A 12,762-nucleotide genomic window follows, 5' to 3' on the forward strand; every position below is an offset into this window, starting at 1 on the left:
TTTAAAAGAAAAATACTATTTAGGGAGATTTATATGGCAGAAAAATTGAGCGAACCACAAAAAGAAATCAATTCGCTTGTAGAAAAAGCGTTGGTTGCTTTAAATGAATTTTCTGATTTTAATCAGGAGAAAATCGATTACATCGTAGCAAAAGCAAGTGTTGCAGCCTTAGACAAACACGGCTATCTTGCAAAATTGGCAGTAGACGAAACAAAGCGTGGAGTATTTGAAGACAAGGCAACAAAAAATCTTTTTGCCTGTGAATATGTAGTCAACAATATGCGCCACCTAAAAACCGTTGGAATTGTAGAAGACGATGATGTTACAGGCATAATAAAAATTGCAGAACCTGTAGGAGTTGTTGCAGGCTTAACACCAGTTACAAATCCGACATCAACGGCAATATTTAAATCTTTAATCTGCTTAAAGACTCGAAATCCAATAATATTTTCGTTCCATCCAAGCGCAATCAAATGTTCAATCGAAGCAGCAAAAATCGTTTACGAAGCAGCGATTGCAGCAGGCGCACCAAAAAACTGCATTCAGTGGATAGAAGAACCATCAATGGAAAAAACTTCGCTTTTGATGAACCATAACGACGTTGCAACAATTTTGGCTACTGGTGGAAACGCAATGGTCAAAGCCGCATATTCCTGCGGAAAGCCAGCCTTGGGAGTTGGAGCAGGCAACGTTCCAGCGTATATCGAAAAAACTTGCAATTTAAGACAAGCCGTAAACGATATAGTAATGTCAAAATCTTTTGACAACGGAATGGTTTGCGCTTCTGAACAGACTGCAATAATCGATAAAGAAATTTACACGAGTGCAGTGAATCTCTTTAAAGAATACAGAGCCTATCTGGCAACCGAAGAACAAAAGAAAAAACTCGAAAAATATATGTTTGGAGTAACAACAGATCCAACAGTTGCAAAGTTAAACCCAGACATAGTCGGAATGAAAGCCGAAGTTTTGGCAAAAAATGCAGGGTTTTCAATCCCAGAAGGAACCACTGCAATCCTCGTAGAATGCAAGGATGTTTGCGAAGAAGAATGTTTAACGAGAGAAAAGCTTAGCCCTGTTCTTGCACTTGTAAAAGCAAAAGACACAGAAGACGGACTAAAAAAAGCAGAAAAATCAGTTAGGTTCAACGGATTAGGACACTCGGCTGCGATTCACACTCAGGATAAAAAACTTGCAGAACGATTTGGCGATCTCGTGCCAGCAATCAGAATAATTTGGAACAGCCCTTCAACTTTTGGCGGAATAGGAAACATCTACAATTCATTTATTCCTTCATTAACTTTAGGCTGCGGTTCTTATGGAAAAAACTCCACAGACGACAATGTCAGTGCTGTAAATCTCTTAAACATAAAAAAATTGGGGCGAAGAAGAAACAATATGCAATGGTTTAAAATTCCTGCAAAAATTTATTTTGAACGCGATTCAATCGAATACTTACATCAAATGCACGACATGCACAAAACAATAATCGTAACTGATCGCTCAATGGTAGAACTCGGCTATGTAGACAAGATAACAGACCAGTTAAAATTGCGCCGTGAACCTGTTCAATATCAGCTGTTTTGCGATGTAGAAAGCGACCCTTCAATTCAAACTGTACGCAAAGGCGTAGAATTGATGAGAAGTTTTCAACCAGATACGATAATCGCTTTGGGTGGTGGTTCAGCAATGGACTGTGCAAAGGGAATTTGGCTGTTCTACGAAAATCCAGAAGTAGATTTTAACGACTTAAAGCAAAAGTTTATGGATATAAGAAAACGCGCATTCCGCTATCCATCTTTAGGAAAAAAAGCAAGTTTAGTCTGCATTCCAACAACATCTGGAACAGGTTCAGAAGTTACACCATTTGCAGTAATTTCCGATAGAGTAGAACAAAAAAAGTATCCATTAACCGACTATTCTCTTACACCAACAGTTGCAATAATCGACCCGGCATTTGTAATGAGTCTGCCACAAAAAATAGTTGCCGACACAGGAATGGACGTTTTAACGCATGCGACAGAAGCCTATGTTTCAACACTTGCAAACGATTTTACAGACGGACTTTGTATACAAGCGATAAAAATGGTATTTGCTTATCTTGAACGCTCATACAAAAACGGTGCAAGCGACCCAGAAGCCAAAGAAAAAATGCACAACGCATCTTGCTTGGCAGGAATGGCATTTGCAAACTCATTCTTGGGAATGAATCACTCGATGGCACATAAAATCGGTGCAGAATTCCATGTTCCACACGGAAGAACAAACGCAATACTTTTGCCGTTCACAATCCGCTACAACGGAACACAACCAACAAAACTTTCAACATGGCCAAAGTACAATTACTATCAGGCAGCAGAAAGATACGCAGAATTGGCACGACTTTTAAATCTTCCAGCAAAAACCACAGAAGAAGGCGTAGAATCTTACGCAAAAGCCTGCGGTGAACTCGGAAAGAAAGTTGGAATTCAGATGAATTTCAAAAGTCAAGGTATAGAAGAAAAAGCATGGATGGATTCATTGGACAAACTCGCATTCTTAGCATACGAAGACCAGTGTTCCCCAGCAAATCCTAGAGTTCCAGTTGTGGAAGACATTAAAAACATAATGAAAGAAGCCTATTCAACAACAGAATTCCTAGAAAAATAAAAAAAGCCAGCCGGGTAGAAGGACGACATCCTTTTACTCGACCAGCTGTCCGCAGTTGCGCTTCGCTCCATCCAGCAAAAATGCTGGACGCGTTGCGCTGCTACCATCTGGCGTAAGTTTTTTCGTAAAAATAAAACTTATTTTCTCGCCGTTTAAATTTTTGATAATTCACTTTATTTTTTCAAACTTCTGTGAATCTTTTTAGGCATTGCACTTTCGCCACCGTCAGCACCATAATTTGAACGATATTTTCCAACAGGTAAATCAGTAATAGCGTTGTTATTACACATCTTAGCAACTTCAACATAATCTGTTGTTGCAGTCTTTATAGCGTCAGCAGCAACATTTACAAGTGCACCAATAAGACCAAATCCTCCAACTTTAGCATTAGAAGAAGTATCACAGATAAGAGTTGCATCGCGAACATAAAGCACTTCGTTAGTCTTAGTAGATTTAAACCTGTATTCAATTTCTACTGTAACAGCCGAACCAACGTATGATTTTGTCCACGATTTTATTATTGTAAATATACAAACATCAGCACCAAAAAGTTGTCTAAATTTTTTCAAATCGCCATCTATAAATCTTTCTGCATCGTAAGCACTTTCTCTCTGCATTACAGAATAGCAAGCGGCAGGAGGAAGAACATAATACCCAGCTTCTGCAATAGGAACATTCATTGTTGTGTAAAAAAAGTCTTTTGCTTCAACATTGCTCGTATTGTTTATAGGCGGCATTATCAACATAACTTGAGGTTTTTCGCTGTACATAGCTGCAAATTCAGCAGATTTTGTTGTAGTTGCACAGGAATTTAACATAAAGGCAGCACATACTGCCGCAAAACAGATGATTATAGATTTTTTCATTATTTAGCCCTCTTTAAAATAGCACCAACAAAAACTTCTGATTCAGGATAAAGTTCAATTTCCTTGGCAAGCATCGCTTTACCTTCTGTGGTTTTTCCAGATTGAATTAAGACAAACCCATAGTCAGCATAAATTCCAGGAGGAACAACACCTCTAGTTTCATTTTGCTTTTTAATTAATTTGTCATAAGTCTTAATAAGAGTTTCAAGCGATTTTTTATCATTATTTTTTACAAAATGATAGTAATCTTCCTGATAATCATACCAAGAATAGAGCTTTGTCGTACCGCAAGATGCAAAAAGTACGAGCGCTGTACCTAAAAGAAAAGCAAAAGCCATCTTCCCCAATTTTTTTTTCATAATTCCTCCTAATAGAAGTTTGCAACGCAAACTTTAACTAAAAAATTATCTCTATGTTAAGATTTATTTTGCGAGATTTTTGGCAACATTATTTTTCCTGAATAACGTAATTATTCAATTTGCTAGAATCCACAACTCCATTAGAAATTTTTACTATTGAATATTCATCCGTAACAGTAGTTCCCCCTGTAGAAAGAACAGTAACTTCTGCAACTTTTGTTCCTGGCAATTCAATGGTCAATCCAGTTTGCGGATTTTTTACTTTTTTTCCTCGTTCATAGACAGAAAGAACTTTTCCAGCAGATAAATTCTGTTTTGCTCCTCCGCCAATAATTACAGCATCCTTATCATAAGAAAGGAAATAAGACTTCCAAGGTCTGTCCATACATGTCTTTTCAATATTCTCAACTAGTTTTTCAATAGCAGCAGAAATAGCCTTATCGGACAAAGTAGCATCATATCCTTGAACGCCTCCCATGCCCAAAGTTGTTGAAGAAGAAGTTTCTGCAGAGCCTTTTCCTTGTTCCGAATATATTATCTGTCCAGAAGAAACTTCAACAAGACGCAAGTTTACTCCAGCTTCTACAGTCTGTTTTTTTGAGCGAGTAAAAAGCCCAACATCGCCAGTAGTTTTACGACCAAATTCCGTTACCGAACCAACTATAAGGTAATCCGCAACTGCCCCAGAAGTAGAAGAACCAGATTTTTCCAATTCCGCTTGAATTTTATCCGCATCCGAACGCTCCAAAAGAATAAATTTTCCAGTAGCAGCCAATTTTGCAGACAAAATATCTAAAGCTTGCTTGCCTACAGGATCGTTGTCTTTATCGTAGAACGCTCCCTTTGCATATTCGGTTTCATTAGAAAAACGAGCAATTGCAACAGTCCGTTTTAAACCATTATATTTTTGAACTACATTCGTATCATTCAAAGATTTATCATCTTTTGAAATTGTAGTATTTGCAGTAGTTCCACAACTAAAAAACAGCGCCGAAACACAAAGAAAACCTAAAATCTTTGTAATTTTCATATAAATCCTCCTAATAGATTCGGTTATAAAAATTCACTCAAACCTATGTGCTAAAATATTTATTGCAGTTAAAACTTATTTAAGCGTAATAATCGTATAAAAAAAAATTAAAACCTACAATACACATCAATTTTAACACCATAATTATTATTTCATCGAATTATTTTTTTATTCAATTTTAAATAGCAAAAAAATTAAAATTATTACAAAAAATCTCTCTTAATCATTTTTCCTTCTCTAAAATCTCTATGCCAAAAAAAAATTCCTATAAAAATAAAAAAGCCTACCGGGTAGAAGGACGACATCCTTTTACTCGACCAGCTGTCCGCAGTTGCGCTTCGCTCCATCCAGCAAAATGCTGGACGCGTTGCGCTGCTACCATCTGGCGTAAGTTTTGTCGTAAAAATAAAACTTCTTTTCTCGCCGTTTAATAAAAATACAGTTGTTATTTTTTTGTGTTTAACAGTAAAGTAAACTCATGAATATTGTTCCCGCAAAACATTTTGACCTTCCTCAAATTATGAACATAGAACGAGCGTCCTTTATTCCTCAAATTCAAGAAAACGAAAAAACTTTTGAAAAACGCCTAAAGATTTTTCCAAATGGTTTTTTATTGCTGCAAGATGCAAGCGAACAAACCATAAAAGAAAAAAAAACCGCTCAAAATGCAGGTTATTTTTGTAGCGAAATTTGGCAGACAATTCCAACGAACAACGATTTTTTTACACTAGGACACGACCCTGCAAAACTCCACTCAGATAATGGAATAGTTTTATATGTTTCTTCGTTTGCACTCTTTCCCGAATACCGTGGAAAAAATCTGGCAACACAGTTTTTTAAGGACTGTCTATGCACAATCTGCAAAACCTTTCCAAAAATAAAAACGGTCTTGTTACTAGTAAATTCAGAATGGACTGGAGCAAAAAAAATCTATAAAAATTTGGGATTTACCAAGTTAAGAATTTTAAAAGATTTTTTCCCAAGTCTGCATGCAGATTTTTCCGATGGAATTTTGATGAGTGCGCCAGCAGATTTTTTCCGCACACAAGAAATCGAATCTGAATTTGAACAAAAATAAAAAGACAGAATAAATGACAGACGAACAATTTTCAATTTTTGATACATTCCGAAATCAACTAAAAAATTACTGCCACACCTTAAATGAACGCTTTGCCGAAGAACTAATTCCTTTACAAAAAGCGGCAGCTCAAAAAGACACTCCTTTTTATCCGATTCAAACTCCAGTGGTTTACAACACGGCTTTAGATGAAATTACAAAACAAACCGAAATAAAAAAAATCGTCATAGGCGACAACCCGGGCAAAAACGAACAACTTGCACAAAATCAAAAATATCTTGTAGGGCAAGCAGGAAAAATTGCCACAAGTTTTTTTAACAAAAATCCCGAATTTAATACGGATTTTAGAAAAAATGTAATCATCTTAAATAAGACCCCTTTTCATTCTGCAAAGACAAATCATCTTAACTTTATATTAAAAAATGCATCACAACCATTAAAAGAGGCAATTCAAAACAGCATAGTCTGGATGGCGCAAGAAACTGCAAAATTTCATCAAGAATTTTGTAAATATGGCGAGCAAAACTCAACTGTTGAACTTTGGCTCGTAGGTTATGCGGAATTAAAAAACAAAGGAATTTTCATTTCGTACCGCGACAGCTTAAAACAAGCGTATCTTCACGAAAAAGAATTTTGGGATAAAGTTTTTGTATTTCAGCATTTTTCTATGAATAGATTTTCTATCGACCTTGCAGATTTTATGAAAAAAAATTGCGAAGCCGACAAAGTTCAAGCAGTTCAAAAATTAGGAAGTCTGCACAAAGAAGAAATTTTTACTTCTATTATTTAAAACTATTTAAAGTTCGAAACTCCCCACAAAACAAATCATTAAACAATCATTTTAAAATCGTAATTTCAACTCTTCTATTCTGTGCTCGCCCTTCTTCTGTATCGTTGGATGCAACAGGCTTTGTTCCTCCAAAACCTCTGCATATAAAATCCAAAGCAACAACGCCTCGTTTTCCAAGTTCTTCGCAAATTTTTTTAGCGCGTTTTTCGGACAGAATCTTCTCGCCTGCAAACTTTCCAACGCTTGCGGTATGCCCTTCCACCAGAAATTTAGAATTTGGAGCAAGTTTTAAAATCTCCGCAATTTCGTCGAGCCGTTTTTCTTCATCCCCTGAAATTTCTACACTGTCGGGGGCAAATTTTATATCGCGAATGCTAAGTTTTATGCCACTGGCAGTTTCTTCCGCCAAAATATTGTTTTTTGCAGTTGCAACGCGATCTAATGCAGACATTATTTTTTGCGAATCAATCGGAACAGGAAATTCAGTAAAAAGAGTGATATTCCCCTTAAAACTAACCTGTGTTCCATCAACAAAAACAAAAGTTTCGTCAACAATATCGCTAATCAAAATTGGAATTCCGCTCTTTTTTAAGACAATGATATCCGCCTTATGACCACCGAATGCTTTTACCAAAGAAGAATCGCCTGCAAAATCCAGATTTTCTTTTCCATAATTTGTCTGCCAAACAGCTTTTATTCTGTAGACATTTTCGCCCTTATGAGCGCCACCAACAGAATAAATTTCTTCACCTGCAAAAGTGTACAAAACGAGCATAGGAATCTTTGTAAAAACGCCCTTGTTTAAAGGGTCAACACTTCGCTCACCCGAAGCCTTCCACGAGTCGCCAGATTTTACAGCCTGCATTGAATATGCAGGAAAATTTCTAAAACTCGGATACCCATTGTCTTTAAACATCGTGAGTTTTCCGTCGCTAGCAATACAAAAAATCGCCTGAACGCTTTCGTGAATTCCAGAACCTACAGAAACAGAATTTCGCTTTGTCGCCTCTTGAACATAAAAACTTCCGTCGTACCAGGTAGCGCCTTCGCTCGCCAAGCCGTTTGCGTTAAAAAATTGCTTTGGCACTTCGGTAACGCTTATAAACGAGCGAACTTCCCTGCTCGTAAGTCCAACGTATTTGCCATCAACATATCGCCGTAAATTTATGCGTTCAACAAGCGAATATCCTCCGTCGCCTTTGTACACAATTTTTTGTGCGCTGCCGTCGTCCGAAAATCCAAATCCATCGGCAAAAATCAAAACGAGTACAGAAAAAATCGCCGATAAAAAAATCTTTTTGTTGTTTTTCATATCGAATTTATCGACCAAAAAATATATATTTTTTAATAAAGTGGGCGTTTGCCGCAAGCGGCACCGGGCTATTCGTGGCTGCGCTAACGCTACGGTGCGTTGCACTCGCTTCGCGACCACTATTATCCCTAACGCTGTAAGCTCGCAGGCGGGGGCATCGGGGCTACAAGTAGACCCTAACGCAAAAATTGTCGCACAGGAGGGGCGACCTAGAAGCAATGCAGACAGTTTTGCAAAAACTGTCGTTTAAGAAAAACACGGAAGTTTTTCTTAAACAGCACAAGGATGTGCGACCTACAAAAATATAAGGAAACAAAAATGTACAAAGTTTTTATCGACGGAAAAGAAGGCACAACAGGTTTAAAAATCTACGAAAGGTTTGCAAAACGCACAGACATAGAAATTCTTTTGATAGACGAAGAAAAACGCAAAGTCCCAGCAGAGCGTGCAAAAATGATAAATTCCTCGGATTATACATTTTTGTGTCTGCCAGATTCTGCCTCTATAGAAGCGGTAAAGTTATGTACAAATCCCAATGTAAAAATAATTGACGCATCAACTGCACACAGAACAAATCCAGATTGGGCTTATGGATTTCCAGAACTTTCAGCAGAACACCGAAAAAAAATCGCTTCATCAAAAAGAGTTGCAGTTCCAGGATGTTACGCTTCGGGTTTTGCGTCGCTTGTTTATCCGCTTGTTAAAAATAATATCATTTCACCAGATTATCCTTTAGTCTGCCACGCAGTTTCTGGCTATTCAGGAGCAGGAAAAAAAGCAATAGAACAATACAACTCTCCAGAACGAAACATCGAATTGGATTCTCCGCGCTTATACGCTTTAACGCAGGAGCATAAGCACCTTCCAGAAATGGCTCTCATAAGCGGATTAAAATATAAACCGATTTTCAATCCTTACATCTGCGATTATTTTAGCGGAATGTCGGTTACAGTCAGCATTCATACTCGCCTGATGCAAAAAAAATTGACAGGCGAAGAACTCACATCAATTTTTAAAGAACAATATAATTCGAGCAAATTCGTAAAATGTGCGGACTTTATGGGACAAGACATCTTAAGCGAGAATTTTATAGCAGCAAATACACTCGCAGGCACGAACAACATGCAGATATTCATCTGTGGAAACGACGAAAGGCTCGTTCTTACAAGCCGCTTTGACAATCTCGGCAAAGGGGCAAGCGGAGCCGCAGTCCAATGCATGAACATAATGATGGCAATAGACGAAGGCACAGGTCTTTAATTTTTTAAGCAAGCGAAAACCTGTGCCATTTTTAAGGCTTCCAAGCGTTTTTTGCAAAGATTTTATATGTCGAATTTCCTTAGTTTTAAAACGGAAAATGAATGGACTTTTCGCCAGTTAGCACACAATGACAAATCAGTATTTTCCAATAAATGCACTTTTATTCAATATTGATTTTGCCTGTTATAAAATGCTAGACTACGCAAGAGTAATTTTTACTTTATTAATCGCAAAGAGGATAAAATGGCTAAGATTGAACTTAAAGGCATTACAAAAATTTACGACGGTAACGTTCTCGCCGTAGAAAGATCAAATGTAACTATAGAAGACCGCGAATTTTGTGTATTCGTAGGTCCATCTGGTTGTGGAAAATCGACAACACTCCGCATGATTGCAGGTTTGGAAGACATCACTGGTGGTGAACTTTACATCGATGGCGAGTTGATGAACGATATTCCGCCAAAAGACCGCAACATTGCAATGGTATTCCAAGATTATGCTCTTTATCCACACATGACAGTTTACGACAACATGGCCTACGGACTTAAGATTCGAAAAGTAGATAAAGCAGAAATTGAACGCCGTGTTCGCGAAGCATCTCGCATTCTCGATTTGGATAACTACCTTGACCGTAAGCCAAAGGCTCTTTCTGGTGGACAAAGACAGCGCGTTGCAGTAGGACGAGCAATAGTGCGCTCACCAAAAGTATTCTTGTTTGACGAACCTCTTTCTAACCTCGATGCAAAACTCCGTGTACAGATGCGTGCTGAAATTGCAGATTTACATCATCGCTTGCAGGCTACAATGATTTACGTTACACACGACCAGATTGAAGCGATGACGATGGGCACAAAAATCGTTGTAATGTCGGAAAAACGCATTCAGCAGATTGGCGCTCCTATATACCTTTACAATCATCCAATCAACAAATTTGTTGCAGGCTTTATCGGAACTCCTCCAATGAACTTCTTTAAAGTAAAGATTGCAGAAAAGAACGGCAAAGTTGTAGCAGAAGAAGGAACATTCTCTCTTGTTCCAACAGAAACTCAGCAGAAACATTTAAAAGCATACGTTGGAAAAGAAGTTTGGTTTGGAGTTCGCCCAGAAGATTTGGAATATCAGGATGCACCAGCATCTGTGAATAATATGTCTGTAAAAGTTACAAACAAAGAACCACTCGGAGCAGAAACCCACGTATTTGTTCAAATTCAAAATTCAAAAGTTGTAGCAAAGTGCCAACCAACAGTAAATCCAAAAATTGGCGACACTGTGAACTTTACTCCAAATATGGAAAAAGCAAAGTTCTTTGCAATGGATACAGAGATAAACATCTGCGAACCAGAAATCGAAAGAACTTGGTAAAATTGTATATAAAACTGATTAAAGTTTAATTCAAACGCTCATCGCTTTTTTGTGATGGGCGTTTTTTATATCCTTAACTTACGAATATTTTTTATTTTGTTCGCATATATTTTTACATTTTATCCATCCCTGCAAAAAGATTTTTATATATCAAAATTAAATTGTAATTGCCCCTTTATTTATTAAAAAACAGCGAAGATTTTTTACAAAGTCTTAAAAAAACAATTTTTTCTTTTATTACCTATTGATTTAGTAGGTATAGTAGGTTATAAATTAAACATCTTTTTTAAGATACATTTTGTTGCTTATTACCAAATTTTTTAGGAGGGTTTATATGAAATTTTATTTTGAAAAATTAGTTCGAGAAAATTTCCGTAATGGAGTCATGCGAAGTAGTTTTACTTTTAACTAACCATCCGGGTTTTTAAGGGTGGAACCCTTAGGCAAGGGGGTAGCGAATGACACGGCAAATTCGGTTTTAAGCCGTGGCAGTAGCTAGGGGGAGTCGCTCCCCCTTTATAAAAATAGAATTTGTTTTGCGTTAATGCAAGACAGTAAACAGGAGTAAATTATGGCAGATTTTTCTAATACACATTTTGAAACAAAACAATTACATATTGGGCAGGAAACTCCAGACCCTGCGTCAGATTCAAGAGCTGTTCCAATTTATCAAACAAGTTCGTATGTTTTTCGTAATGCGCAACATGCGGCAGACAGATTTGGACTTAGCGATGCGGGTAACATCTACGGTAGGCTCACAAATTCCACACAAGACGTTTTAGAAAAAAGAATTGCTGCACTGGAAGGTGGCTCTGCGACTTTGGCAGTTGCTTCTGGGGCTGCGGCAATTACCTACGCGATTGAAGCACTTGCACAAAATGGCGACCATGTTATTTCGCAAAAGACAATCTACGGTGGAACGTACAACCTTTTAAAGCACACTTTGAGCAAATTCGGCGTTGAAACAACTTTTGTCGACGTTCACAATCTTAAAGAAGTTGAATCGGCAATAAAACCAAATTCAAAAATCTTGTATTTAGAAACCTTAGGAAATCCTAATTCCGACATTCCAGATTTGGATGCGTTAATTGAATTGGGGCACAAACATGAGCTTGCAGTTATAGTAGACAATACTTTTGGAACTCCGTATTTTATTCGTCCGCTTGAACACGGAGCAGATGTTGTCGTTCATTCTGCAACAAAATTTATAGGCGGGCACGGAACAACTCTAGGCGGAATCATAATTGAATCTGGAAAATCAAACTGGAAAAATTCCAAATTTCCAACTTTGTCGCAACCAAACAAAAGTTATCACGGAGTGAGTTTTGTGGATGCTGCTCCTAATGCAGCATTCGTAACCTACATTCGTGCAATTTTACTCCGCGACCAGGGGGCTGCAATTTCACCTTTTAATGCTTGGGCATTGATTCAAGGAACAGAAACGCTTTCGCTCCGACTTGAACGGCACGCAGAAAACACAAAAAAAGTTGTCGAATATTTAGCAAAGCATCCAAAGGTGCAAAAGGTAAATCATCCGTCGCTTGCAACACATCCCGACAATGCGCTTTTTAAAAAGTATTTTCCAAACGGTGGAGCTTCGATTTTTACTTTTGAAATAAAAGGTGGGCGCGAAGCTGCTTGGGCATTTATCGACAACTTGCAGATTTTTAGTTTGCTTGCAAATGTTGCCGATGTAAAATCGCTTGTAATTCATCCTGCTTCGACAACACATTCTCAGTTAAGCCCAGCGGAATTGGAAGACCAGCAGATTACACAAAGCACAATCCGACTTTCGATTGGCACCGAGCATATAGACGACATAATTGCCGATCTTGCGCGGGGTTTTGCAGCAGTAAAATAAAAAAAGTTGGGCGCATTTTAAGTTTGCTAAAAGCAAACTTAAAACCGGGCTATTCAGGGTTCCGCTTTCGCTCCATTCGCCGCAAGCGGCGAACGCCTAACGGCGCCCTTACTATCCCTTGCGCAGACAAACTTAGGTCGCACATCCTGTGCGACGATGTTTGCGATAGGGTCTACTTGTAGCCCCGTTGCCTGC

The 12,762-nt window shown here is 38.0% G+C and carries 10 protein-coding genes; 6 read left to right on the top strand and 4 right to left on the bottom strand.

The genetic code is table 11. From position 1 onward, the window contains the following. The first annotated feature begins 33 nt into the window (after window positions 1-33). Window positions 34-2,649, top strand: coding sequence for a bifunctional acetaldehyde-CoA/alcohol dehydrogenase (gene adhE, locus FXX65_RS02955; RefSeq protein ID WP_147615021.1), 2,616 nt, complete (start codon window positions 34-36; stop codon window positions 2,647-2,649). A 173-nt stretch (window positions 2,650-2,822) separates the two neighbouring features. On the opposite strand, the gene FXX65_RS02960 is transcribed toward adhE, so the two are convergent. The 3 genes from FXX65_RS02960 to FXX65_RS02970 all read right to left on the bottom strand — a co-directional run bounded on the left by FXX65_RS02960 (window position 2,823) and on the right by FXX65_RS02970 (window position 4,904). Next, a complete protein-coding gene (locus FXX65_RS02960; protein ID WP_147615022.1) occupies window positions 2,823-3,515 on the bottom strand; it encodes a GNA1162 family protein in 693 nt (230 codons plus the stop codon). After that, the gene (locus FXX65_RS02965) at window positions 3,515-3,874 is read right to left on the bottom strand and encodes a DUF4810 domain-containing protein (protein ID WP_222704214.1); all 360 of its coding nucleotides are present in this window, start codon (window positions 3,872-3,874) and stop codon (window positions 3,515-3,517) included. Before FXX65_RS02965 ends, FXX65_RS02960 begins: the two co-directional genes overlap by 1 nt. A gap of 88 nt (window positions 3,875-3,962) precedes the next feature. Then, on the bottom strand, window positions 3,963-4,904 hold the full coding sequence (locus FXX65_RS02970; RefSeq protein WP_147613375.1) for a CsgG/HfaB family protein: 942 nt from the start codon (window positions 4,902-4,904) through the stop codon (window positions 3,963-3,965). Between the two features lie 478 nt (window positions 4,905-5,382). Between FXX65_RS02970 and FXX65_RS02975 the strand changes: the two genes are divergently transcribed. Then, window positions 5,383-5,982 carry an N-acetyltransferase gene (locus FXX65_RS02975; RefSeq protein ID WP_147615023.1) on the top strand — a complete coding sequence of 200 codons (600 nt, stop codon included), beginning with the start codon at window positions 5,383-5,385 and terminating at the stop codon, window positions 5,980-5,982. Window positions 5,983-5,995: 13 nt separating this feature from the next. Further along, entirely contained in the window at window positions 5,996-6,772 is a 777-nt protein-coding gene (locus FXX65_RS02980) for a hypothetical protein (RefSeq protein ID WP_147615024.1), read from the top strand. A 46-nt stretch (window positions 6,773-6,818) separates the two neighbouring features. On the opposite strand, the gene FXX65_RS02985 is transcribed toward FXX65_RS02980, so the two are convergent. Then, window positions 6,819-8,084, bottom strand: coding sequence for an OmpA family protein (locus FXX65_RS02985; RefSeq protein ID WP_147615025.1), 1,266 nt, complete (start codon window positions 8,082-8,084; stop codon window positions 6,819-6,821). A 318-nt stretch (window positions 8,085-8,402) separates the two neighbouring features. Between FXX65_RS02985 and argC the strand changes: the two genes are divergently transcribed. The 3 genes from argC (at window position 8,403) to FXX65_RS03000 (ending at window position 12,567) form a co-directional block, all read left to right on the top strand. Beyond that, window positions 8,403-9,344: an N-acetyl-gamma-glutamyl-phosphate reductase gene (gene argC / locus FXX65_RS02990; RefSeq protein WP_147615026.1), complete on the top strand. Its 942-nt coding sequence runs from the start codon at window positions 8,403-8,405 to the stop codon at window positions 9,342-9,344. 243 nt (window positions 9,345-9,587) lie between these two features. After that, a complete protein-coding gene (locus FXX65_RS02995) occupies window positions 9,588-10,706 on the top strand; it encodes an ABC transporter ATP-binding protein (protein WP_147615027.1) in 1,119 nt (372 codons plus the stop codon). A gap of 571 nt (window positions 10,707-11,277) precedes the next feature. Continuing rightward, window positions 11,278-12,567, top strand: a complete 1,290-nt coding sequence (locus tag FXX65_RS03000; RefSeq protein ID WP_147615028.1) for an O-acetylhomoserine aminocarboxypropyltransferase/cysteine synthase family protein — start codon at window positions 11,278-11,280, stop codon at window positions 12,565-12,567. Window positions 12,568-12,762 lie beyond the last annotated feature (195 nt).

This window comes from Treponema pectinovorum (assembly GCF_900497595.1).
In the GTDB taxonomy this organism is placed as follows: Bacteria; Spirochaetota; Spirochaetia; order Treponematales; family Treponemataceae; genus Treponema_D; species Treponema_D pectinovorum.

Excerpts from the sequence above, each read along its gene's own strand:
- adhE (WP_147615021.1), top strand. The coding sequence starts at position 34 with ATGGCAGAAAAATTGAGCGAACCACAAAAAGAAATCAATTCGCTTGTA.
- FXX65_RS02960 (WP_147615022.1), bottom strand. The coding sequence starts at position 3,515 with ATGAAAAAATCTATAATCATCTGTTTTGCGGCAGTATGTGCTGCCTTT.
- FXX65_RS02965 (WP_222704214.1), bottom strand. The coding sequence starts at position 3,874 with ATGAAAAAAAAATTGGGGAAGATGGCTTTTGCTTTTCTTTTAGGTACA.
- FXX65_RS02970 (WP_147613375.1), bottom strand. The coding sequence starts at position 4,904 with ATGAAAATTACAAAGATTTTAGGTTTTCTTTGTGTTTCGGCGCTGTTT.
- FXX65_RS02975 (WP_147615023.1), top strand. The coding sequence starts at position 5,383 with ATGAATATTGTTCCCGCAAAACATTTTGACCTTCCTCAAATTATGAAC.
- FXX65_RS02980 (WP_147615024.1), top strand. The coding sequence starts at position 5,996 with ATGACAGACGAACAATTTTCAATTTTTGATACATTCCGAAATCAACTA.
- FXX65_RS02985 (WP_147615025.1), bottom strand. The coding sequence starts at position 8,084 with ATGAAAAACAACAAAAAGATTTTTTTATCGGCGATTTTTTCTGTACTC.
- argC (WP_147615026.1), top strand. The coding sequence starts at position 8,403 with ATGTACAAAGTTTTTATCGACGGAAAAGAAGGCACAACAGGTTTAAAA.
- FXX65_RS02995 (WP_147615027.1), top strand. The coding sequence starts at position 9,588 with ATGGCTAAGATTGAACTTAAAGGCATTACAAAAATTTACGACGGTAAC.
- FXX65_RS03000 (WP_147615028.1), top strand. The coding sequence starts at position 11,278 with ATGGCAGATTTTTCTAATACACATTTTGAAACAAAACAATTACATATT.